Consider the following 22914-nt stretch of genomic DNA (forward strand, 5'->3'; position numbering starts at 1 on the left):
ATGTTACAGAAGGTCCGGCGGGGTGGCTTCCGCCGCCAGCGCGTTTGTAACATTTTCCAGGGAGTCGACCCTGGTCTGCTTTTCGCCAAGACGGCGCACCGAGACGGTGCGCTCCTCCACTTCGCGGTGGCCGATGGCGAGAATGACCGGCACCTTGCCCACCGAATGTTCGCGGACCTTGTAGTTGATCTTCTCGTTGCGGATGTCGGCCTCGGCGCGCACACCGGCCTTTTGCAGGTTGGCAACAACCTCCTGCACATAGTCATCCGCGTCCGAGGTGATCGAGGCCACGACAACCTGGCGCGGGGCCAGCCAGAACGGCAGTTTGCCCGCGTGCTCTTCGATCAGGATGCCGATGAAGCGTTCAAACGAACCAAGGGTTGCACGGTGCAGCATGACCGGGCGGTGCTTGGCGCCGTCGGCGCCGATATAGGTGGCATCCAGACGTTCGGGCAGAACAAAGTCCACCTGATGGGTGCCGCACTGCCAGTCACGACCGATGGCGTCAGTCAGCACAAACTCCAGCTTGGGGCCATAAAAGGCGCCTTCGCCCGGGTTCAGTTCCGGTTCGATTCCGGCGGCGCGGGTAGCGGACAGCAGGGCAGCCTCGGCCTTGTCCCAGACCTCATCCGAGCCGGAGCGCTTTTCCGGGCGGTCTGAGAATTTGACCGAGAACTTCTCGAAGCCAAGATCGGTGTAGACCTTCGACAGGAAGGTGATGAATTCCGCGGTCTCGGATTCGATCTGGTCTTCGGCACAGAAGATGTGGCCGTCATCCTGGGTAAATCCGCGCACCCGCATGATGCCGTGCAGCGCGCCCGAGGGCTCATAGCGGTTGCAGGAGCCGAATTCAGCCATGCGCAGGGGCAAATCGCGGTAGGATTTGAGGCCCTGGTTGAAGATCTGCACGTGGCAGGGGCAGTTCATCGGCTTCAGCGCGTTCACCGCTTTTTCGCGGGCGTGCTCCTCGTCGACTTCGACGATGAACATGTTTTCCTGGTATTTTTCCCAGTGGCCTGAGGCCTCCCACAGCTTGCGGTCGACGACCTGCGGAGTGTTCACCTCGACATAGCCGCCCTTTTCCTGCTGGCGGCGCATGTAATCCTGCAGCTGGGTGTAGATCTTCCAGCCGTTGGGGTGCCAGAAGATCTGGCCGGGGGCCTCTTCCTGCATGTGGAACAGGTCCATCTCGCGGCCCAGCTTGCGGTGGTCGCGCTTGGCGGCCTCTTCCAGCATGTGCAGGTGGGCCTTCAGCTTCTCCTTGCCGGTGAAGGCAACGCCGTAGATCCGCTGCAGCATCTGGCGCGACGAGTCACCGCGCCAGTAGGCGCCTGCAATCGACATCAGCTTGAAGGCATCGCCGGGCAGCTGGCCGGTGTGCTGCAGGTGCGGGCCGCGGCACAGATCCTGCCAGCCGCCGTGCCAGTACATCCGCAGCGGCTCGTCGCCGGGGATGCTCTCGATCAGCTCGACCTTATAGGGCTCACCCAGGTCGGTGTAATACTGGATCGCGCGGGGGCGGTCCCAGACTTCGGTGCGGACCTCATCACGCTTGTTGATGATGTCCTTCATCTTCTTCTCGATGGTGCCGAGGTCTTCGGGGGTGAAGGGCTCGGCGCGGTCAAAGTCGTAGTACCAGCCGTTTTCAATGACCGGGCCGATGGTGACCTTGGTGTCGGGCCAGATCTCCTGCACCGCGCGGGCCATGACGTGCGCCAGATCGTGGCGGATCAGCTCGTTCGCCTGAACCTCGTCCTTCATGGTGTGGATGGCGATGGCGGCGTCAGCATCAATCGGCCACTGCAGGTCCCAGTGCTGGCCGTCGACGGTGGCGGAGATGGCCTTTTTGGCCAGCGAGGTGGAAATGCTGGAAGCCACCTGCGCAGGGGTTACGCCTGCGTCATAAGATCGTGCATTGCCATCGGGGAATGTGAGAGAGATTTGGGCCATTGTCTGGCTGCTCCTCGTCGGTTTGGCGCCCACTGAACGCCCGGTTGCGGGTATGTGTTTGGTCTGTGCGTATTGCTGTCAATGCAGGGGCAAGTCAAGACAGGTTTGCATGTGTCTGTTTTTGCCCTGGAAAATTCCTTTGTGTGCCAATGCATGCGATTGCACATATATGTATACCGGTAAGCATTTGAAAAACAACAAGAAAAATGTTGTCATGGGAGCGAATCCGGGGCAGTGTGGCTGAAATCTTAGGCCCAATGGACATACCAGGAGTGTTCCGATGACCCGCCCGAACCCGAACTTTGACCTGACAGTTGAAGATGTGGACCTGATTGAAACCGCGCTGTGCCAGTCACGGGAGATCCTGTCGCAGCGCCGTCTATCCTATGAGCATTGCGCGCATGTCGAAGGCGGGCCGAGCCGGGAAAAGGCACGGCTGACAGGAGAGGCATTGACCCGGATACAGGATTTGCTGGGGCGCTTAAGTATGCAGAAAACCGTTTCCAGCCCGGCTGCTGCAGCTTTGTGACTATGCCAATTGGCGCTTGCTGATTCACCTGCCGCAGAAAAGATGCGAGGGGCCGGCCCCTCGCGCTCCCCGGGGTGTTTTTGACCAGAAAGAAGCTGGATCAGTTCGATGTAAAAGCAGGGATGCCTTCGCGGATCACCGCGGAAAAGTCCGGGGTCACGCCGTGGGCCTGGGCGATCGGGGTAATGCTGCCCAAGGCACGCAGTTCATTGACTGTGCGGGTCTGGTCCAGCACGCCCTGTTCCCACGCATAATCCGGCAGATAGCCGTTGGCCAGCACCCGCCAGTCCAGCGGTACCTCATCAGCAAAGGCGCGGATCATTGTCATCACCACAGTGGTGCAATTGGTGGTGAGCGAGTTGTACCACTCTGGCCGGGCGGCAAGGCTGTTGGCGGCGCCGACATATTGCATCAGCAAGGCGCGGGCGGTCTCGGGGCTGACGTCAATGCGGAACAGCTGTACGTTTTCGCCGCGGGCGTTGGTGCGGGTGCCGACCACGTCGCGTTCATCAGCGGCCAGGATCACCAGGGTGTTGGATTTGAACAGGTCGGCAATGGGTGAGAAGCCGCCGCCGAGCTGGCGCCGCACCTCGACCGACCAGGCGATATGATCGCCGTTTTCAAAGCCGAAGCTGACGATCATATGCGCCATTTGCGGACCGGCCCAATAGGACATGAACAGATCAACGGTGTTGAGCGTGGTCAGGTCATAGCTGCGGGTCTCCCAGCTTTCGTTGAAGTCGCCAGGGGATTGCCAGGCGAAATTGCGCACATCGGTGAGCGTGAGAGTGTCGCCCTCCACCCGGCCGGTGACCTGACGGGCCACGTCGGGGGACCAGTTGCGCGCGTCCGGCGGTGTGAGGGTGGACCACCACAAGATCACTGCGGCCAGCGCCAGCGTGAAGGTGGTCAGCGCGCGCAAGGCACGCCTGCGGAACAGGCCGGCAGTAACGGTGAGGCCCAGGAAGGCAAACCCGCCTGCCAGCAGGCCGCGCGGCAGTGTGCCAAAAGGCAGCCGGTACCACAGCGCCAGGGCGGCCCAGGCGGTGGCCAGTGCCACGGCCAGAATGGCGGTGGCGATCGCAATGCCCTTAATGAGTCTGAACATGCCCAAGGTCCCTTGAAAATTTTCGCGGACCATAAGGAGGCAGGCGGGGGGCTTGCAAGCAGGGAGTGCCGGCGCTTGCGGGGCAGGCGCTGCCATGCCACATCTTAGGGAAAAGGACAGGAGACCAAAGACATGCCCGCCACATCTTTCCTCGAGACCGCCCAGGGCCGCCGGATTGCCTATCACAAGAGCGAAGGGCAGGGGCCGTGCGTGGTGTTTCTGGGCGGGCTGAAATCCGACATGGAAGGCACCAAGGCGGTGCACCTGGAAGCCTGGGCCAAGGCGCGCGGGCTGGCGTTTCTGCGGTTCGATTACTCCGGCCACGGCGAAAGCTCGGGCAGGTTTGAGGAAGGCTGTATCGGTGACTGGCATGAAGACACGCTGGAGGCGGTGGCGCAGCTTACCGAAGGGGACATCGTGCCGGTGGGCTCGTCGATGGGCGGCTGGCAGGCACTGCTGCTGGCGCGCGAAATGCCGGAACGGATCAAGGGTTTGGTGACCATCGCTGCGGCGCCGGATTTCACCGAGGATGGGTATTGGGCCAATTTCTCGGATGCGCAGAAGGCTGAGCTGGAGGCCCAAGGCTATGTGGAGCTGCCCAGTGATTACATGGAGCCTTATCATATCTCCAAGCGGATGATCGAAGATGGCCGCAAGCGGCTGGTTCTGCGCACGCCGCTGTTCCTGCCCTTCAAAGTCCGCTGCCTGCAGGGGACCGCGGATACGGCTGTTTCGACGGAAACCGCGCTGCGGCTGATGGATCACGCGACCTGCCCGGATATGCGGCTCAGCCTGGTGAAAGATGCCGACCACCGGTTTTCGGACGAGGTTTGCCTGAAGATGATGGAAGACGCGGTGCTGGATGTTCTGGGCGGCACCTGATGCGGCGGTTTGGGCGCGCGCTGGAGCGGCCTGACGGCTGATGCAGCGGGCATAGCAGAGTGGTTGAAAGTGCAAGGATTGGTTCATGGAACAGAGAGTTAGCCTGATTACGCTGGGTGTGCCGGACATGGAAAGGGCTGCTGCCTTTTACGAAGCTTTGGGGTGGCAGCGTGCTGAAAGCCCAGACGGGGTGATTGCCTTTGATCTGATCTCGCAGACCTTGGGGCTGTATCCGCTGGCAGCGCTGGCAGCCGAAATAGGCCTGCCGGAAGCGGAGCTGGGCACCGGTGCGGTGACGCTGAGCCATAATACCCGCAGCAAGGAGGACGTGGCTGTGCTGCTGACGGCAGCGGAGGCGGCTGGCGCAGAGGTTCTGAAACCTGCGCAGGATGTGTTCTGGGGCGGGCATCACGGCTATTTCCGCAGCCCGGACGGGCATATTTGGGAAATCGCGTTCAACCCGTTTTCAGAACTGGCCGGGAATGGCGCTTTTTGCTGGAATGGCTACTAGACGTGGCACCGCGGCGGCAGCAGCTTTCTAAATCCCTGCCGCCGGGAGGTTTGTCTTGATCCCGGGGGCGGTTCTCCGCAGAGTTGAAACATCGGGTGGAAGGCAAACCGCGAGGGCAGGATATGCCTTATGACCAGCAACCGTGCCGCGAACCATTGGTTCTGCTGCCGGGGATGATGTGCGACGGCCGGATTTTTGATGCTCAGGTCCGGAGTTTTTCCGGCAGTATGCCTGTTATGGTGCTGCCGCTGGCGGGCGGCGACACAGTGGAAAAGATCGCCGTCCGGATGCTGGCACACCTGCCGCCGCGGTTTTCCCTGGCAGGGGTGTCGATGGGCGGAATCCTGGCGATGGAGCTGCTGCGCCGCGCACCGGAACGGATCAGCCGGTTGTGCATCATGGGGGCCAGCCCGCTGGCGGAGACGCCGGAGCAGGCTGCCGACCGGGAACCGCATATCATAGCAGCCCGGACCGGACGGCTGGAGGATGTGCTGCGCGAGACCCTGCCGATGGAGGCGCTGGCGCCGGGGCCGGGACGGCTGGAGGTCCACAATCTGTTCTGCCGCATGGGGATGGAGCTGGGGCCGGAAATGTATGTGGCGCAGGCCCGCGCGCTGCAGCGGCGGCCGGATCAGCAGGCAACGCTGCGGCGGGCGCATGTTCCCACTCTGGTTTTGGGGGGAGAGCATGACACGATCACCCCGGTTGCCAAGCACCAGTTGCTGGCGCAGCTGATCCCGGATGCGCAGCTGCAGGTGATCCCCGAAGCCGGGCACATGCCGGTGCTGGAACAGCCGGATGCTGTGAACCGGGCGCTGCTGCACTGGCTGGCGGTGCCTGTTTCTTAAGGGGAGAGTTTTGCGCGCTGGTCTTTGCTGAGCAATTCGGGTTCAGCCACCGGTTTGCCTGTTTGTGCATTAAAGAACGGCGTTTCCCGCCACTTGCCGGACAGCCGAGAGGTGATCATCCGGCTAAGGATGCCCCAGGCCATAACTCCGCCGCCCTTGGTCCGGGACTGTTTTCCCGTGACTGGGAGGAAAGCCTTGGCGCGGATTTTGCCAAGTGCGGATTTATCTTCGAACAAGTCCGAGCGCATCCCGGCGAAGGGCAGCGTGGGTTTGGCCAGCGTGTTGGCAAAAGGGGTGCCGCAGCAGGCGGCGTACCAGCGCAGCGGGCCGCGGGGGCCAAGGCGCAGCGCTTTCAGATGCGTCGCGCCTTGGGTGATGGAAATGCTGTCCGGTGCCAGCTGAAACAGGTCCACCGGATCCGGTGCCGGATCCGGCTGGCCGTGGTACAGCTCATTGGCGCGGCAATCGGGGCAGTAGCAGACCACGCGGGTGCCGCTTTTTACACCCTGTGCGGAAACTTCGCCGCACAGGGCCCCGCACTTACAGGAAAACGCCAGCCCGCCGCCCATGCCGTCAGGCAGCCGTGTTCTTGTTGGCCGGTTTGCGGCCAGGTTTTTTGCGGCAGTTTGCGTTCATGAAATCAATCACCAGCGGACGGATGTTGTCGCGCCAGCTGCGGCCGGCAAAGATGCCATAGTGGCCGGCACCCGGCTCCAGGTGGCTGGCCTTCATGCTTTCGGGCAGGCCGGTGCAAAGATCCAGCGCCGCGACGCATTGGCCGGGGGCAGAGATATCGTCCTTGGCGCCTTCGACAGTTTTCACCGCAACATTGGTGATCTTGCCGATATCGACCTTGTGGCCGTTGACCACAAATTCGTTGCGGGCGATCTCGCGTCTTTTGAAGACACGCTCGACGGTGGACAGGTAGAACTCGGCTGTCATGTCCATGACGGCAAGATATTCGTCGTAGAAACGGTTGTGGGCGTCGTGATCCGAAGCCTCGCCGCGGGAAACGCGATGGATCTGGTCCATGAAGGCCTTGGAGTGGCGCTCGCCGTTCATCGACATGAAGGAGGACAGCTGCAGCAGGCCCGGATAGACCTTGCGCCCGACACCTTTGTTTTTGTAGCCGACACGCTGGATCATGGTTTCCTCCAGCTGGCCCATGGTGACGCGCCGGCCAAAGTCTGTGACCTCGGTCGGGGTGGCGTCCGGGTCCACCGGGCCGCCGATCAGGGTCAGCGACGACGGCTGCGCCTTGGGGTCCTGTTCGGCCAGATAAGCGGTCGCGGCCAGGGTCAGCGGCACTGGCTGGCAGACCGCGACAACATGGGTGTCGGGGCCCATTTCGCGCATGAAATCGACGAGGTAGAGCGTGTAATCCTCGACGTCGAATTTCCCAGCGGAAACAGGTATATCGCGGGCATTGTGCCAGTCCGTCACATAGACTTCACAATTGACGATCAAGCTTTGGACGGTGGACCGCAGGAGAGTGGCGTAATGACCGGACATCGGCGCAACCAGCAGCACCTTGCGCGGCTGTTCCTCGCGTCCGTTGACCTTGAAATGGATCAGATCGCCGAACGGGCGTTCGACAACAGTGGTGATGTCCACCAGATGGTCCTTGCCGTCTTCGCAGGTGAAAGTGCGGATGCCCCAGTCCGGTTTCACCACCATCCGCTGGTAAGTACGTTCCGTCACTTCACCCCAGGCGGCCATCCAGCTGAGCGCAGGGTTTGGCAAGGCGGAAAAGACCGGGTAAGATGCCATGGAAAGGGCGGTTGCGCCCAACCATTGGTTGGTGTTCCGGACGGTCTCCATCAGATCGTAGGTCATCATGTATCGCATGCGTGTCTCCTTCGGGTTCTGCCCCTGCGTCATCGGATCGTCAAATCCGGAACATTGGACCAATCGCCGCTTTGCCCTGAAAAATGCAGAAGAGTATTCTGCATAGCAGAAAGCCTATGAGGGATTCTTTTATATGACAACTAGTGACGAATTATCCGCAGCGCCCAATTCTGAGAGCATTGAAAAGCTTAAGGAAAACATGAGCCGTGTTGAGGAGCTGACTAAGCGTCTGGCCGATGTCATGTCCCGGAAGACCCCGCATAACGCCGCTTTGGACGGTCCGAATCAAGAGCTTTATGCGCGTGCAGCAACTGCGTATTGGACCGAAGCGATGCAGAACCCTGCCAAGATCCTGGAGCAGCAGGTGGCATACTGGAGCAAATCGGTGCTGAATTTCGCCGAAGCGCAGAAGGCCCTGGCCGGACAGATGGACAGTCCGAACGATGGCAGCCCCAAGGACCGCCGGTTTTCGAATCCGCTGTGGGAGAGCAGTCCGTATTTCCACTTTGTGAAACAGCAATACATGACCAACGCCGATGCGATCCGCAATGCGGTGCAGGATGCGGACGAATTGGACAGCAAGGACAAGCAGCGCCTGACGTATTTTGCCGACCAGATCATCGAGATGATGTCGCCGACCAATTTTCTGCCCACCAACCCGGATGCGCTGGAAAAGGCCGTTGCGACCGAAGGCCAGTCGCTGATCGACGGGCTGGAGAACCTGGTCACCGACCTTGAAGCCAACAATGGCGAGTTGGTGGTGCGGCTGGCAGATGAGAGCGCCTTTGAGCTGGGCGGCAATATCGCCACCACCCCGGGGGATGTGGTTTACCGCAACCGGATGATGGAGCTGATCCAGTACAAGCCAGCGACGGAAACCGTCCATGAGACCCCGATTGTCCTGTTCCCGCCCTGGATCAACAAGTTCTACATCCTGGATTTGAAGGCACAGAACAGCATGATCAAATGGGTGACCGAGCAGGGCTATACCCTGTTTGTCGTCTCCTGGGTTAATGCGGATGCCAGTCATGCCGAGGTGGGGATGGAGGATTACATCCAAGAAGGCATCCTGACCGCGATTGAGACCGCCAAGGAGATCTGCAAGGTCAAGCAGGTGAACGCTGTGGGTTACTGCATCGCCGGCAGCACGCTGAGCCTGACATTGTCTTTGCTGAAGCAGCGCGGCGACACTTCGGTGAAATCGGCGACTTTCTTTACCACGCTGACCGACTTCGGCGATCAGGGCGAATTCACCCCGTTCCTGCAGAATGACTTTGTTGACGGGATCGAGGCGCAGGTGGAAGAGGAAGGGCTGCTGCGCTCCTGGGTGATTGCACGCACCATGTCATTCCTGCGGTCCAAGGATCTGATCTATGGTCCCGCCGTCAAAAGCTACATGATGGGCGAGACGCCGCCGGCCTTTGATCTGCTCTATTGGAACGGTGATGGCGCCAACCTGCCGGGCCGGATGGCGGTGCAGTATCTGCGGGGCCTGTGCCAGAACAATGAATTTGTTCGCGACGGGTTTGAGCTGATGGGCCACAAGCTGCACATCAAGGACGTGGATGTGCCGCTGATGTCGATCACCTGCGAGACCGACCATATCGCCCGCTGGAAAGACTGTTACCGCGGCGTGCAGCAGATGGGATCGCGCAGCAAAAGCTTCATTGTGTCGGAGTCCGGCCATATCGCCGGCATCGTCAACCCGCCCAGCAAAAAGAAGTACGGCCATTACACCAATGCTGATCTGAAAGGCGATAGCGAGGCCTGGATGGCAGGGGCGGAATACCACGAAGGCTCCTGGTGGCCGCGCTGGAATGAGTGGCTGAAAAAGCGGTCCGGCAAGCAGGTTCCTGCCCGCGAAGCAGGGGATTCGGGTTATCCTTCTTTGATGCCTGCTCCTGGGTCTTATGTAAGGGTCAAGGCAAACCGTTGATTTGACGGGATTTACGATTTTTTTCTGCACTGCAGCATTAAAAACCTTGAAATGCTGCAGTGCGGCACGCATATTCCTCTCATGCTAAGAGCGCAGGATGGTCCTGCTGCAGCTTTCTGAGGAATTAGAACTATGGCAAAGACCCAAGACTTCACCGCGATGATGAAAGACTTCATGGGCGCATTCCCGGTCGACACCAAAGCGATGGAAGACGTTTTCAAAAACACCGCAGCCCTGAACGAGAAGCTGTCCGCCGTTGCGCTGGACGCTGCCGGCAAATCCGCTGAGCTGTCGAACAAGTGGACCAAAGAAACCATCTCCAAGCTGGGCGATGTGTCCAAAGTCAAAGCCGACCCGGCCGACTATGCCAAAGCCGCAACCGATTTCGCCTCTGCTTCCGCTGAAGTGGCTGCTGAAAATATGGCTGCCTTTGCTGAGATCGCCAAGAAGGTCCAGATGGAAACCGTTGAACTGGTGATGGCTGCCGGCAAAGACATGGGCGAAGAAGCCACCGCAGCTGTGAAAAAGGCCACCGACGAAGTGACCTCCGCTGCGAAAAAAGCTTCGGCTACTGCAAAGTAAGATCGACCACAGACCGGCCCTGGCTCTCCTCCCTGACGGAGCCGGACTGTAAGAAAGGGCAGGCCGCAAGGCCTGCCCTTTTGCCGTTCAGGGGTCAGTCCGGCAATCCGGCCCGCCGCAGACCGTCGCAGTAATGCTCCAGATCTTCTGCTCTGACAAAGGGCAGGGTCTTGCTGATACGGGCGAGCGAAAACTCCGGCTCCAGGCCAAGGATACGCCCGCATTCCCGTGCTGCAGCAGCCCTGTCTCCCAGTTGTGCGTAGCAGGCAGCCAGATGGCGGTGCGGGGCCGGAAAGCCGGGAAACAGCCCGACAGCCTTGTTCACTTCAGATATGCCGGGGCGGTATTCCCGGCACATATACAGCGCCAGCCCCCTGAACCAGTGGAAGTAGGTTGGATGGAACGGGTTGCGGCCAGAGGCTTGATCCAATTCGGCAAGGGCCTTTTCAGGCTGGCCCCGGTACACATATGACAGGCCGCGGAAAGCCATTGCGTCAGTGTCGTTCGGGTTCAGGGCAAGGGCGCGCTGGAAATGGTCTTCCGCCAGAGAAAATTCTCCCTTGAACAGATGCATGACGGCCAGGCGGCGCTGCACGACGCTGTCCAGCGGGTCGATACGGGCGGCGCGGCGCAGATACGGGAAGGCCTGATCCAGGGTGTCTTCAGGGGACAGGCCCCAGCCGCTCATCCATTCGACCAGAAATGTGAGCGCCAATCCGGAATAGGCCGAGGGATTCCCAGGATCGCTGTCACAGGCATTATGGTACAATTCCCGGCACTGATACAGAGTGTCCCGGGTGTCTAGGATCAGAGCTTTGGCTTGCAGGACCAGTTCCTTGGATGTCCAAGGGCCGCCGCTGGCCAGAACTTCGGCTGATATGCGTTTTGCGGTGGCCTGCAACTGTCCGGCCAGGGTTTGGGTGATTTGCCGTGCCAAAGCATCCTGAAGGCTGAACCCGGCCTGATTTTCCAGATCGTATTGTTCACTAAGCAGCGTTGTGCCGCTGTAGCCATCAGCCAGCGAAACAGCGACACGCAATTGTCCGGACCGTTGCCGCACCGTGCCCTCAACCAGGTAACGGACGCCCAATTCCACTGCAGCCAGGGATGTTTCAGATGCGCTGCCGGCAAAGCGGAGTGCAGTGGTGCGGGAAATGACACGCAGCTCACGGAACCGGGAAAGACCGATGGTTATGTCTTCGGTCAGGGTTTCAGAGAGACTGTCTGCGCCGGGTGCACCAGGTGATTTGTTCAGGAAAGGCAGAACGGCAACGGATACTTCGTAGGCGGGGCCTTCGGCCTCAAAGCGCGGCATCGGGTTTTCGGCTATGCGGAAGATCCGCACCGGGTCTGAGATGTTGCGGATCACCTGCAGGCCGAGGTCGTCAAAGGCTGCATTGATCCTGCCGCGGACCTGTTCTTGAACCGTGCCGGAAACACAGATTTCACCGGGTCCTGCAAGGCTTTCGAGGCGGGCGGCGATATTGACGCAATTGCCGAACAGATCGTCCCCGGCAGCAATGACGGTTCCTGTGTGAATTCCCATTCTCAGGTGCAGATGCGGCGGAGGATGGCTGGCAGCCGCGGCAGCGGCCCGCTTGGCAATCAGCAAGGCGGCTTTCACCGCTTGCACAGAAGTTTGGAACTCCAGCAGAAAGCCGTCGCCCTGTGATTTGACAAGCCGGCCTGAATACTGCTGTGCGGCTGGCACGACGATATCGTCCGCAAGAGTGCGAACGGCAGCGACCGCTTCTGCCTCCCCGGTCTCAACCAGTGCGGAAAACCCAGCCACATCAGCGATTAAAACAGCAGCTTGTCTTTGTCTGTCCCCTTGGTCAGCCATCATTCCCGCTACCACAGACTCGAAAAGACTCTGTCTGAATTGTAACACATCAAGCCCTGTTTGCTGCACCTCAATTGCAAAATGTTCGATTTTTGTTCATGCAAAGCTGTCTTGAGGTCAAAACTGCGCATTGCGGAAACTGGTGTATTGCGGCTCCCAGCCAGTCATTTGGCGCAGTTTTGCAGAGCCCATCTGCTGGTCCAATGCAGGCCCCTCGGCCCAATCGCCGTATTTGATCAGCACGTGCTTGAGGCTGCGCACAACATAGCTGGCGTCATGGCCATGGCGCCGGGCAATCTCGCGGGTGATCTCTGCCACTGGCACGCCGGTTTCCGCACTGGCATTGAAGTGGCCTGTTAGCTTGGGGCGCTCCATCAGCAGACGGTAGGCGCGGGCAAGATCCGCACGTTCGACCAAGGGCCAGCGGGTTGCGATACTGCCCCAGATCTCAAACGGTATCCTATGACGGGCAGCCTCCAAGTAGCGGGAAAAAACGCCGCCATCCGGGTGATAGACCATCGCCGGGTGGATCACCGCAGTTGAAACCGCAGGGGCTGCAAGGGCGGCGCAGGCATTCTTTTGCATCCAGGCGAAGGCTTTGATCGGCCTTAAGGGGCTGGCCTCATCGGCGATCCGGTTGCCGGTCGCGCCGTACAGCCAGCAGCCGCCAGTATAGATCAGCCGCAGAGGTTCAGGGCGCAGGGCCGCTTGGCGCAGGATGGCGGCCATGGCGGCGGCGTCCGTCTCTGCCATGTGCGGGCCAAAGGTGGCCGCCAGCTGGATTAGCCCGTCCACGCGGGACACTTCGCGGACCCAGCTGCCGGGGTGGCGCAGATCGCCGCGCAAGGGGCGTGCACCCAGTGCGGTCAGTTTGCGGTCCGAGGCGTCCGAGCGGCTGAGGCCGGTAACGTCATGCCCGTGCCGGACCAGGTCTTGGGTGACGGCGGTGCCGATGGATCCGGTGCCGCCGAGGATCAGGATTTTCATGTCCCGCGCTTTCCTGCTGCAGATTCTATTGCGGGATCCTCTCTAAAATCTCAAGCCGGGTTGAGGTCAAGCGTCTTGAAGACCGCCGCAGCAGGGCTGTCCGGAACAAATGTTGCGGAAAACATGCGAAGGCTTCCCTTTTGTTCTGCGCTGGCATAGGCTTTGCTGCGATGCGTCATGACCGGGGAGGGAATACATGGCAGAGCAGGACAAACCCTTGCTGATCAAGCGGTACGCGAGCCGCAGGCTTTATAACACCGAGACCAGCGATTACGTCACGCTGGAGGATATCGCGGGGTTCATCCGGGAAGGGCGCGAGGTGCAGATCGTCGACCTGAAAACGGGCGATGACCTGACACGGCAGTACCTGTTGCAGATCATTGCAGAGCATGAAAGCCGCGGCGAGAATGTGCTGCCGGTGAATGTTCTGAATGATCTGGTGCGCAGCTACATGGTGCCCGGCGGCGGGGTAATGCCGCAGTTTCTGCAGTCTTCCTTTGATATGCTGCGCGAAAGCCAGTCCAAGATGATGGAAAACATGAGCGCGATGAATCCGATGGCCAAGATGCCGGGATTTGAGGCGATGAAGGCGCAGCAGGAAGCGTTTCTGAAGGCGATGACCGGCGGCCTTGGCGGGGCCGGCTGGACCGGCGGCGCGCCCGGGGAAGAGAAATCCGAAGGCGGCGAGGACCTGGACGACATCAAGAAGCAGCTGGCTGAGCTGCAGGAAAAACTGTCCAGGATGAAGTGAGGCGATTGGCGGCAGCGGGGGCCTGATCAACAGGGGCTCCCGCCTGTTCGCAAACAGTCTGCGACTGTTCCTTACAGTTGGGCGTGGCACCGCGGTGCGGTGCCATTCTCTTTTTGTGCGGTTTCTGCGTAAGATTTGCAGCGCCCCTGCGCTGCGCCGGGGTCCAGACGCCGGGGTCGGCGGTCAGGCGCTGGGTTTGATTTTCAGGATATTGTGCAGCCGGTGGTACGGCGCATTCCTGACGATTTCGTCCAAATCGCTGGTTTCCGGTTGCGGTTTGGAGCGATAGAACAAATAGACGCTTGCAGCAAAAGACAGGCTGCAGGCCCCGGCAATTGCGCTGACGATGACAGTTTCCATTCCCATAGCTTCAAACATGCTGTTCTCCGGTTTGAGGACCAATATAGGCATGGAGAGTTGAAATTTCCATATCACTTTGTACTGCCCGTGTTCTTTGCTGCTTCCAGAACATGGCGGGCCAGTGTTTCCGCGGCTTCGCGTTCTTGCGTTTTGATCCGCCGCCGCGCCCGTCCGCCGAGGCGGGACGCGGTGGCGAAGATGAACCCTGAAAAAGACAAAAGGGTCAGGCCAAAGGCCAGCCCGCCCGTTACTGTGCCTGCAATAGCAGCGCCGAAGCTGGCCAGCAGCGCGCCTGCTGCCAGGCGTTGCGACCATTGGCCGATCACCTGATCGGCATCCTGCGCCTGGGCTTCCGCATCTCCGGCCCGGGTGGCGAAGGCAGTCAGCAGATCCGCCACGGTGAGGCCGGTTTCCGGGTCGTTCGCGGCCCCGATGGCGGCCAAAAGCGCAGCCCGTTCACTGCTGCTGGTGGAAACCGCGCGGATGATTTGCGTCAGCGCGTCTTCGCTGACCGGATCGCCCATGCTGAGCGCATTGGCCATCGCAACCAGAGCCGTGGCCGGGCGCCGTTCGAATTCGGGAAGCGGAGTCATGGCGGCAAACTGTACGGCGCAAGCCAGGATTGCAATCAGGAAAACCCCGGCATAATGCCGGGGCAGTATCTTCTTTAAATCACCTGTGGCGTTCAGGCTGCGGCCTTGGCCATGGTCTCCTCAACCGCGGACAGCAGAATGTCTGCAATCACATCCAACTCGGCATGGGTCAGGCGCACTGGCAGGCGCACGTCGCAGGCCTTCATCAGCATGGCGCGGGTTTGCGGCAGATCGGGCTGATCGCGCAAGAACTGCCAGTTCCAGAAGGCGCGGGCGTTGTCGATAGAGAGGCCGAAGACCTGCACCTTGACGCCCTTGGCTTCTGCCGCGCTGGCAAAGGCGCGGGTCTGCGCCTCGCTGAGGCCTGCCAGATTGAACTGGATCGAATCCGGCGCGCGGCGTTCAGGGGCCAGCGGTGCGGGCACGTCAAAGAAAGGGGAGGCATTCAGCCGTTCGGCCACATAGTCATGGTTGGCCAGCCCGTCGCGCACCCGGCGCGCCAGTTCCGGCAGCTGCGGGCGGATCACCGCGGCGGACAGGTTGTTCATCCGCAGGTTATACAGCGGCAGCTGGTTCTGCCACTTGGCAAAGGCCTGCTCCAGATCGGGGGTGTTTTCCCCATGCGGACCTTTATGCTTTTTCCAGTTGTGCTCATAGGCGCCGGACATGATCACGGCGCGGGCGATCAGGTCAGCGTCGTCGGTGATCAGGATACCGCCTTCGCCGGCGTTGACCATCTTGTAGGACTGGAACGAGAAGCAGCCGGCCTTACCGATGGTGCCAATATTCCGGCCGTTCCAGGTGGTGCCAAGCGAATGGGCCGCGTCCTCAACCACCGGGATGCCGCGGGCATCGCACAGCGCCATGATCGCATCCATATCAGAGGTATGGCCGCGCATGTGGCTGATGATGACCGCCTGCACGCTGTCCAGCCTGGCCTCAAAGTCACCCATGTCGATGCGGTAGTTGTCGCCGACCTCACACAGGACCGGCACGCAGTCGGCATGAACCACCGATGACGGCACGGCGGCAAAGGTGAAAGCGGGGATCAGCACGCGCGCGTCGCGCGGCAGGCCAAGCGCTTTCAATGACAGGAACAAGGCGGCGGAGCAGGAGGAGACTGCCAGTGCGTATTTGCTGCCCAGCAGTTCAGCATATTCCTGTTCCAGCAGCGTAACGGGCGCGTTTTCGGGCGCGGTGTAGCGAAACAGATCGCCCGACTGCATCAGGGCCTCGATTGCCTCAAGGGCGGCTGCGGGAATGGGTTCAGCGTCATGAACGTTGGGCGGCAGAGCCATATTTCAAAATCCTGAATTGTTGCTTCGGGAAATGTAAATCTAGATGCCGAAAATGCCAAGAGGCGACGCGGCGGAAAATGCCGGCGCAGGCGGGATTTCACAGAAATGTTGCGGAGTTGCGCGGAAACCGGCCTGGGATCAGACCCCCAGCCGGTCACGCAAGGCAAACCAAGTCATAGCCAGCACCAAGAGCGGCGAGCGCATCCGCGGCCCGCCCGGGAAACGCGGGGCGGGGACGCGGGCCAGGGTGTCGAACCCTTCTGCCTGCCCCTGTATCGCCTGCGCCATCAACTGACCTGCATGGGTGGCGGTGCCGACACCATGGCCGGAATAGCCGGAGGCCGTCAGCACATTGGGCGCCAGCCGCGCCAGATAGGGCATCCGCTTCATGGTGATGCCTAGGGTGCCGCCCCAGGCATAGTCGACCCGGACGTCCTTGGTGTGCGGGAAAACCTGCTGCATCGGTTTGCGCACTGTGGCCTCGATATCGGCGGGAAAGCGGTAGCCATAGCTTTCGCCGCCGCCGAACAGCAGCCGCTTGTCATGGCTGAGGCGGAAGTAATTGACCACAAATTTGCTGTCTGCCACCGCGACGTCACGGGCAAGTACCCGGGCGGCGTCTTCGCCCAGCGGTTCAGTTGCCACGATGAAGTTGTTGATCGGCATCACTCGCGACGCGACCTGATGGTTCAGCCCGCCCAGATAGCCGTTGCAGGCCAGGATCAAATGGCCGGCTGACACGGTTCCGCCTGCAGTCTGCACACGGACTTGCGCGCCTTCCTGGATGTCCAGCACCTCGCTTTGCTCAAATATCTGCGCCCCGGCGTTCGCAGCTGCCCGGGCCAGGCCCAGGGCATAGTTCAGCGGGTGCAAATGGGCGGCACCCATGTCCAGCGATCCGCCCTGATAGGCGGGTGAGGGGCAGATGGCGTGCAAACCAGCCTCATCCAGCGGCTGGATCTGATCGTAGCCGTAACGGCTTTGCAGATGTTCGGCATAGGCGTGTTCATGGGCTGCTTCGCTTTTGGAAAAACAGGCATGGGCAATGCCGGGGGTCAGATGGCAGTCGATGCTGTGACGGGCAATCAGGGATTTCACCAGATCCTTGGCGTCTTCGCCCAACTGCCAGAGCTTTTGCGCCTCCGGCTCACCCATCAGCGCTTCCAGCCCGTCCTGTTCCATCCGCTGGCCGCTGCCAAGCTGGCCGCCATTACGGCCCGAGGCGCCAAAGCCTGCGCGGTGCGCTTCCAGCAGCACAACACGCTGCCCGGCCTCAGCCAGATGCAGCGCGGCGGACAGGCCGGTATAGCCGCCGCCGACGATACAAACATCGGCCGTCACGTCGCCATCAAGAGCCGCGAAGCGATCCATCGGCGTGGCTGTTGCCGCGTACCAGCTGTTTGGATATTCGCCCTTCCGGTCATTGGAATAGAGCAGGTTCATGCCCATAGCACACCTCTTTCCGGCGCAGTCGTCCGCCGGGACAGCCTGCGCTTCATCTTTCTGTAAATACTCAATTGCGCTGGCGCTGCACCGGGGCGCAGCGCCGGAGGTTTACACGTTCATCAGCAGATGTTCGCGCTCCCAGGGGGAGATCACCTGAAGGAATTCGTCATATTCCGCGCGTTTCACGATAGAATAGACGCGGGCGAATTCCGGGCCAAGAACCTCATGCAGTTCGGTGGCCTCGTCAAAAAGATCCAGCGCCTGACCCATCACTTGCGGGATATCGCCTTCGCCCTCATAGGCGTCGCCCTTGAACTGCTTGCGCGGGCGCTCCTCGTTGATCAGGCCAAGATAGCCGCAGGCCAGCGACAGTGCGATGCCCAGGTACGGGTTACAGTCCATGCCGGCGATGCGGTTTTCCACCCGCCGCGCCGCAGGGCCCGACAGCGGGATCCGGATGCCCGTGGTACGGTTGTCACGCGCCCATTCCAGATTGATTGGGGCTGCGTGGTCCTTCACATACCGGCGGTAGGAGTTCACATATGGCGCCATCACTGCCAGCCCCGCCGGCAGATGGTTCTGGAACCCTGCAATGTAGTTGTAAAACGCGTCCGTCTCGCCGCCCTGCGGGCCGGAAAAGATATTCTCGCCGGTTTCCATATCCAGAACCGAATGGTGGATGTGCATGGCTGAACCCGGCTCATCCTCGATCGGCTTGGCCATGAAGGTGGCAAAACAGTCGTGGCGCAGCGCCGCTTCGCGGATCAGCCGTTTGAAGTAGAAGACTTCATCCGCCAGTTTGACCGGGTCGCCGTGCAGCAGGTTGATCTCCAACTGGCCGGCGCCGCCTTCCTGGGTGATGCCGTCGATTTCAAAACCCTGGGCCTCGGCGAAATCATAGATATCGTCGATCACCGGGCCGAATTCATCCACGGCAGTCATCGAATAGGCCTGGCGCGCTGCCGCCGGACGGCCGGAGCGGCCCATCATCGGTTTGATCTCATGCGCGGGATCAATGTTGCGGGCAACCAGGAAGAACTCCATTTCCGGTGCCACAACCGGCTTCCAGCCCCTGTCATGATAAAGCTGCACCACCCGTTTCAGCACGTTGCGGGGGCTGTAAGGGATCGGTTTGTCGTGCCTGTCATAGGCGTCGTGGATCACCTGCAGCGTCCAGTCGCCGGTCCAGGGCGCCGCTGTGGCCGTGGACATGTCCGGCTTCAGCGTCATGTCCTTTTCGATCCAGCCGTCCTCGTCCGCGGCATCGGCCCAGTCGCCGGTGATGGTCTGGTAGAAGATGCTGTCGGGCAGGTGGAAATAGTCGGTTTTTGCGAATTTGGATGCCGGTACCGCCTTGCCACGGGCGATACCGGGAAGGTCCGAGATAACGCATTCAACTTCGTCGAGACGACGGCCCTCCAGATAGGTTTTTGCTGCTTCGGGAAGGGCGTCGAGCCAGGCTGACATTACGTCCTCTCTTTCCTGTAAAATTCTGCGAGGAGGGTTGCGATTTCTTGGTTGTCCACGGGGGCGTCCAGCTCAGCGGCTGCACGGTCCAGCAGGTCGTCCGGCACCACGCCGCGGCCGCGTTTTTCGATCAGGCCGCCGACAAAGGCGCTGGGGAATTCAGGGTGCGGCTGCCAGGAGATGATGTGATCGCCATAGGCCAGAATGCCGTTCTGGCAAAAGTCGTTGCCGCCCAGCACGCGGGCACCTTGGGGCCGTTCCACCACCTGATCCTGATGCCAGGCATTGAGGGTCAAGTCCTGGCCGTCCACCTGATATGTGACACGGCCCACGGCCCAACCGCCCTCGAACTTCCTGACCTTGCCGCCAAGCGCCTGGGCGATGATCTGGTGGCCGAAACAGATGCCGGCCAGCGGCTGTTTCCTGGCGTTGATCTCGCGGATCAGATCCTCCAGCGGCGGGATCCAGGCGTGATCTTCATAGGCGCCATGCTTGGAGCCGGTGATCAGCCAGGCGTCTGCCGCATCGGCGCTGTCCGGCAGCACCCCGTCCACCACGGCCCAGGTTTGAAATTCAAAGCCGTTACCGTCCAGCATGTCGCGGAACATGCCGTCGTAATCTCCGAAAGGGCCGAACAGATCTTCGGGGGAGTGGCCGGTTTGCAGGATGCCGATTTTCATAAGTCACCAGATTTGATCAAATTGAGCCTAGCTGAGGGGGCTGGAGCAGGCAAGCGCCTTGCCAATCCCCTTTAGGCAAGGCGGCCCTATACCGCTTCCAGCCAGGACAGCCAATGGCTCTCCCGGGGGCGTTCGGCAAAGCCTATCAGCTCTTGCCGCTTGGTCATCACCAGGTTCCGGATGGCAAGGTCCGGCAGCACACGGGCGATCAGCGGGGCGGTCTCAAACCAGTTGATCGCGGTCTCCCAGTCGGCGGCCAGCTGCGGCAGGCCCTGGATCTCGTAGATGTTGCCCTCGGACGGAGCGGGCGGCTGCATCTGATCTTCGATCCCGGCCAGGGCAGAGCCAAGCACGGTTGCGAGCATCAGGTAGGGGTTGATGTCGCCGCCGGCGACGCGGTGTTCAATGCGGCGCGCCTTGTGGCTGCCGCCGGGGATACGGATGGCGGCGGTGCGGTTCTCGTAGGCCCAGGCGGCGCTGACGGGCGCATGGGCGCCAGGCACCAGCCGGTCATATGAATTACCGTGCGGGGCAAAAATCAGCGAGCTGGCGGGCATCGCCGCCAGACAGCCCGCCACCGCGTGCATCAGCAGGTCCGACCCCTTTTCGCCGCCGTCGTCAAAGACGTTGCTGCCGTCCTGATCCTCGACCGAGAAATGCACATGCATACCATTGCCGGCTTCTTCAGCATAAGGCTTCGCCATAAAGGTCGCGGCAAAGCCGTGTTTGCGTGCAAGCCCTTTTACCAAGGCCTTGAACAGCCAGGCATCATCTGCTGCGCGCATCGCCTCCTGATGGTTCAGGTTGATCTCAAACTGACCCAGTCCCGCCTCGGAAATTGCCGATTGGGCAGGAATGCCCATCATCTCGGCACCGTCATAAAGATCCGTGAAGAAGTCATCGAATGCGTCCAGCTCTGCCACCGACAGCACCGATTGCTGATCCAGCTCACGGCCGGTCTGCGGGTCGATTGGCGGGGCAGGGCGGGGACCGCTGTCATCCAGCAGGCTGAACTCCATCTCAGTGGCGGCCACAACGCTCCAGCCGCGTGCCGCATACCGCGACAGCACATCGGCCAGCACATGGCGGGGATCGCCAAGGAAGGCAGAGCCATCTTCCCAGTACATTGCCATCGGCACCAGCGCCGAGGCGCTTTTGAGCCAAGGCATCGGCACCGCACCGCGTTCGGTCGGCAGCATCACCCCGTCGGCGTCGCCGGTTTCAAACACCAGCGGATTGTCTTCAACGTCGCGGCCCCAGAGATCGACATTAAGGGTGGAGATCGGCATCCGCGCCGCGCCGCTGTCCAGCTTGGCGGCCATGCCCGCAGGCAGGCGCTTGCCGCGCATCTGGCCGTTCATGTCACAGGCGGCAATGCGGATGGTCTTCAGTCCGGACAGGTCCATAGGGGGCTCCATGAATGCGTTGCGCCAACCCTAGCGCAGAGAATTGCATTCGCCAAGATAATTTGATCAAAAGTTTGAAGCGACACCCCGGCGGCCCCGTCTTGCGGGAGAATCCCCTGCGGTGTGAGGTACTAAGTGCGCCCGGTATGATCCAGCGATCGCCAAAAAAATGGCTCCCGAAGGAGCCATTCTGCATTCAGCGGATCAGGTTGATCTTCAGCCTGGTGCGGCTGCGCCGCTCTTGCGGCAGGTGCCGGTTCAGCTGCTTGTTCACAAAACCGAACACCGAGATAACAACCAGTGTCAGCAGAATGAAGTAGAAGGCCAGGATCGGGTAGGGGACAAAGGGGTTAAAGGTCTTGTCCGCGAAATAGCTGGCGTAGTACAGCGCATCGCCCTTTTGCTGCCAGGCCGGAAAGCCCGAAAAGAACACCAGCGTGGTGGCGTGGAAAAGGAAGATCGCCTCGTTGGTGTAGGCAGGCCAGGCCAGCCGCATCATGGTCGGGAAGGTGATGCGGCGGAACCGGGTCCAGCCGGTCATGCCATAGGCGTCCGCAGCCTCGATATCGCCCTTGGGGATCGACAAAAGCGCGCCATAGAAGATCTCGCCTGAATAAGCCGCGGTGTTGAAGAAAAGCACAACCAGCGCGCCCAACCAGGCCGAGGTGAACGGATCAAAGAAGCTGGAGACGCCTTTGAGGCTGAGGAAGCAGGCGTAGGCAAAGAAGAACTGGATGAACAGCGGGCTGCCGCGGAACACAAAGATGAACCACTCCGCCGGTTTGCGCCACGCCGGGTTGGGGCTGGATTTTCCAACCGCCAGGGCGACGGCCAGGAAAAAGCCGGTCGTCAGGGCGATGATGCCAAAGTAGATATTCCAGATCAGGCCGGATCCGATCAGGGTGAAGTGCTCGCACAGGGTGTATTCGCCCTTGGGCAGCAGCCGTTCGCCAAAGCCCAAAGAACGGAAGGCATAGGCCTGAATGGTTTCTACGCAACTCATGCCGCGGCCTTTCTTTGTGCTTCGCCTGCTGCGGTGGCCTGGCCTCTGGTCAGACGCTTCATGATCCGGTCCAGGGCGACTTCGGACAATTTGGTAAAGCACAGGTAGAACACCAGCAGCGCGGCGAAATACCAGACATGCCAATTCGGATGCGGGTAGTCGGTGAATCTGGCGGTCTTGGTGCCGCCCAGCTCCCGCGCCCAATAAACGATGTCCTCGACCCCCAGCAGGAACAAAAGCGGCGTGGCCTTGATCAGCACCATCCACAGGTTCGACAGGCCCGGCAGCGCATAGACCCACATCTGCGGCACCAGAATGCGCCAGAAGGCCTGGCGGCTGGTCATGCCATAGGCCTCGGCGGTTTCGATCTGGGCGCGCGGCACGGCGCGCATGGCGCCAAACAGGACGTTGGCGGCAAAGGCGCCGAAAACGATCGAGAAGGTCAGAACCGCCAGGAAGAAGCCGTAGGTTTCATGCACCCATTGCGGTGCGGTGGACAGCGGCAGTTTCGCCGCATCGCAGACCACAAAATCAATGCCGCGGCGGACCGGTTCGTCCCAGTCCGGGCATTTCACCTTGTGGCGCATCCACTCGAACGCCTGGTCAAGCGCGATGACGAAAAACAGGAAGAAGGCAATATCGGGCACGCCGCGTACAATGCTGGTATAGCCCATGCCGAACCAGCGCAGCGGCAGGAATTTGGAGCGGGCGGCACTGGCAGCGCCAAATCCGAACATCAGCGCAACCGGAGCGGTGATGGCCAGCAGGGTCAGGACCACAAAGACCGAGATATAAAGGTTCAAATGCTTGCCGGTGGTCAGGTAGCAGCTGAGCCAGCTCAGCCCCTCAAGCGTCGATGGGTCCGTGCAATAGGAAAACATAAGTG

The 22914-nt window shown here is 60.8% G+C and carries 22 protein-coding genes; 7 read left to right on the plus strand and 15 right to left on the minus strand.

Translation table 11 applies throughout. The annotated features are described in order from the left end of the window. Window positions 1-3: 3 nt before the first annotated feature. Window positions 4-1950 (minus strand): threonine--tRNA ligase, encoded by a 1947-nt coding sequence (thrS, locus tag K3555_RS07000; protein WP_260007915.1) that lies wholly within the window; start codon window positions 1948-1950, stop codon window positions 4-6. Window positions 1951-2230: 280 nt separating this feature from the next. On the opposite strand from thrS, the gene K3555_RS07005 reads away from it, so the two are divergent. Continuing rightward, window positions 2231-2479 carry a hypothetical protein gene (locus K3555_RS07005; RefSeq protein WP_260007917.1) on the plus strand — a complete coding sequence of 83 codons (249 nt, stop codon included), beginning with the start codon at window positions 2231-2233 and terminating at the stop codon, window positions 2477-2479. A gap of 100 nt (window positions 2480-2579) precedes the next feature. Here the strand turns inward: K3555_RS07005 and K3555_RS07010 are convergent, their stop codons facing one another. Continuing rightward, window positions 2580-3587, minus strand: coding sequence for a DUF4105 domain-containing protein (locus K3555_RS07010; protein ID WP_260007918.1), 1008 nt, complete (start codon window positions 3585-3587; stop codon window positions 2580-2582). A 132-nt stretch (window positions 3588-3719) separates the two neighbouring features. Between K3555_RS07010 and K3555_RS07015 the strand changes: the two genes are divergently transcribed. The 3 genes from K3555_RS07015 (at window position 3720) to K3555_RS07025 (ending at window position 5828) form a co-directional block, all read left to right on the plus strand. Next, a complete protein-coding gene (locus K3555_RS07015; RefSeq protein ID WP_260007919.1) occupies window positions 3720-4469 on the plus strand; it encodes a carboxylesterase in 750 nt (249 codons plus the stop codon). 85 nt (window positions 4470-4554) lie between these two features. Continuing rightward, window positions 4555-4980: a VOC family protein gene (locus tag K3555_RS07020; protein ID WP_260007920.1), complete on the plus strand. Its 426-nt coding sequence runs from the start codon at window positions 4555-4557 to the stop codon at window positions 4978-4980. A 122-nt stretch (window positions 4981-5102) separates the two neighbouring features. Beyond that, window positions 5103-5828 (plus strand): alpha/beta fold hydrolase, encoded by a 726-nt coding sequence (locus tag K3555_RS07025; protein ID WP_259998369.1) that lies wholly within the window; start codon window positions 5103-5105, stop codon window positions 5826-5828. Here the strand turns inward: K3555_RS07025 and K3555_RS07030 are convergent. Continuing rightward, the gene (locus K3555_RS07030) at window positions 5825-6397 is read right to left on the minus strand and encodes a DUF6151 family protein (protein WP_259998370.1); all 573 of its coding nucleotides are present in this window, start codon (window positions 6395-6397) and stop codon (window positions 5825-5827) included. The two genes, K3555_RS07025 and K3555_RS07030, sit on opposite strands and share 4 nt — an antisense overlap. Window positions 6398-6401: 4 nt before the next feature. After that, the gene (phaZ, locus tag K3555_RS07035; RefSeq protein ID WP_260007921.1) at window positions 6402-7676 is read right to left on the minus strand and encodes a polyhydroxyalkanoate depolymerase; all 1275 of its coding nucleotides are present in this window, start codon (window positions 7674-7676) and stop codon (window positions 6402-6404) included. 133 nt (window positions 7677-7809) lie between these two features. On the opposite strand from phaZ, the gene K3555_RS07040 reads away from it, so the two are divergent. Then, window positions 7810-9612 (plus strand): alpha/beta hydrolase, encoded by a 1803-nt coding sequence (locus K3555_RS07040; RefSeq protein ID WP_260007926.1) that lies wholly within the window; start codon window positions 7810-7812, stop codon window positions 9610-9612. 132 nt (window positions 9613-9744) lie between these two features. After that, complete coding sequence (locus K3555_RS07045) at window positions 9745-10194, plus strand: phasin family protein (RefSeq protein WP_129371274.1); 450 nt, start codon at window positions 9745-9747, stop codon at window positions 10192-10194. Window positions 10195-10288: 94 nt separating this feature from the next. On the opposite strand, the gene K3555_RS07050 is transcribed toward K3555_RS07045, so the two are convergent. Next, window positions 10289-12040 (minus strand): adenylate/guanylate cyclase domain-containing protein, encoded by a 1752-nt coding sequence (locus K3555_RS07050; RefSeq protein ID WP_260007927.1) that lies wholly within the window; start codon window positions 12038-12040, stop codon window positions 10289-10291. Between the two features lie 114 nt (window positions 12041-12154). Next, the gene (locus tag K3555_RS07055) at window positions 12155-13024 is read right to left on the minus strand and encodes an NAD-dependent epimerase/dehydratase family protein (protein ID WP_260007928.1); all 870 of its coding nucleotides are present in this window, start codon (window positions 13022-13024) and stop codon (window positions 12155-12157) included. A 196-nt stretch (window positions 13025-13220) separates the two neighbouring features. Here K3555_RS07055 and phaR point away from each other — a divergent pair, with 196 nt between their 5' ends. Then, a complete protein-coding gene (gene phaR / locus K3555_RS07060) occupies window positions 13221-13775 on the plus strand; it encodes a polyhydroxyalkanoate synthesis repressor PhaR (RefSeq protein ID WP_129371271.1) in 555 nt (184 codons plus the stop codon). Between the two features lie 183 nt (window positions 13776-13958). Here the strand turns inward: phaR and K3555_RS07065 are convergent, their stop codons facing one another. The 9 genes from K3555_RS07065 to K3555_RS07105 all read right to left on the minus strand — a co-directional run bounded on the left by K3555_RS07065 (window position 13959) and on the right by K3555_RS07105 (window position 22909). Then, complete coding sequence (locus K3555_RS07065; RefSeq protein WP_260007929.1) at window positions 13959-14153, minus strand: hypothetical protein; 195 nt, start codon at window positions 14151-14153, stop codon at window positions 13959-13961. A 53-nt stretch (window positions 14154-14206) separates the two neighbouring features. After that, window positions 14207-14728, minus strand: coding sequence for a hypothetical protein (locus K3555_RS07070; protein ID WP_260007930.1), 522 nt, complete (start codon window positions 14726-14728; stop codon window positions 14207-14209). A 92-nt stretch (window positions 14729-14820) separates the two neighbouring features. After that, window positions 14821-16026, minus strand: coding sequence for a DegT/DnrJ/EryC1/StrS aminotransferase family protein (locus K3555_RS07075; protein WP_260007931.1), 1206 nt, complete (start codon window positions 16024-16026; stop codon window positions 14821-14823). A gap of 138 nt (window positions 16027-16164) precedes the next feature. After that, window positions 16165-17475: an FAD-binding oxidoreductase gene (locus K3555_RS07080; protein ID WP_260007932.1), complete on the minus strand. Its 1311-nt coding sequence runs from the start codon at window positions 17473-17475 to the stop codon at window positions 16165-16167. A 105-nt stretch (window positions 17476-17580) separates the two neighbouring features. Then, window positions 17581-18939 carry a glutamine synthetase family protein gene (locus tag K3555_RS07085; RefSeq protein ID WP_259998376.1) on the minus strand — a complete coding sequence of 453 codons (1359 nt, stop codon included), beginning with the start codon at window positions 18937-18939 and terminating at the stop codon, window positions 17581-17583. Then, window positions 18939-19619 (minus strand): type 1 glutamine amidotransferase, encoded by a 681-nt coding sequence (locus K3555_RS07090; protein WP_260007933.1) that lies wholly within the window; start codon window positions 19617-19619, stop codon window positions 18939-18941. The genes K3555_RS07085 and K3555_RS07090 overlap by 1 nt, the downstream gene beginning before the upstream one ends. Before the next feature lie 86 nt (window positions 19620-19705). Beyond that, entirely contained in the window at window positions 19706-21025 is a 1320-nt protein-coding gene (locus K3555_RS07095) for a glutamine synthetase family protein (protein WP_260007935.1), read from the minus strand. A 196-nt stretch (window positions 21026-21221) separates the two neighbouring features. Beyond that, window positions 21222-22028: an ABC transporter permease gene (locus tag K3555_RS07100; protein WP_259991443.1), complete on the minus strand. Its 807-nt coding sequence runs from the start codon at window positions 22026-22028 to the stop codon at window positions 21222-21224. Continuing rightward, window positions 22025-22909 carry an ABC transporter permease gene (locus tag K3555_RS07105; protein WP_259998378.1) on the minus strand — a complete coding sequence of 295 codons (885 nt, stop codon included), beginning with the start codon at window positions 22907-22909 and terminating at the stop codon, window positions 22025-22027. Before K3555_RS07105 ends, K3555_RS07100 begins: the two co-directional genes overlap by 4 nt. Window positions 22910-22914 lie beyond the last annotated feature (5 nt).

The sequence above is a fragment of the Leisingera sp. M527 genome, from assembly GCF_025141525.1.
Classification (GTDB): Bacteria; Pseudomonadota; Alphaproteobacteria; order Rhodobacterales; family Rhodobacteraceae; genus Leisingera.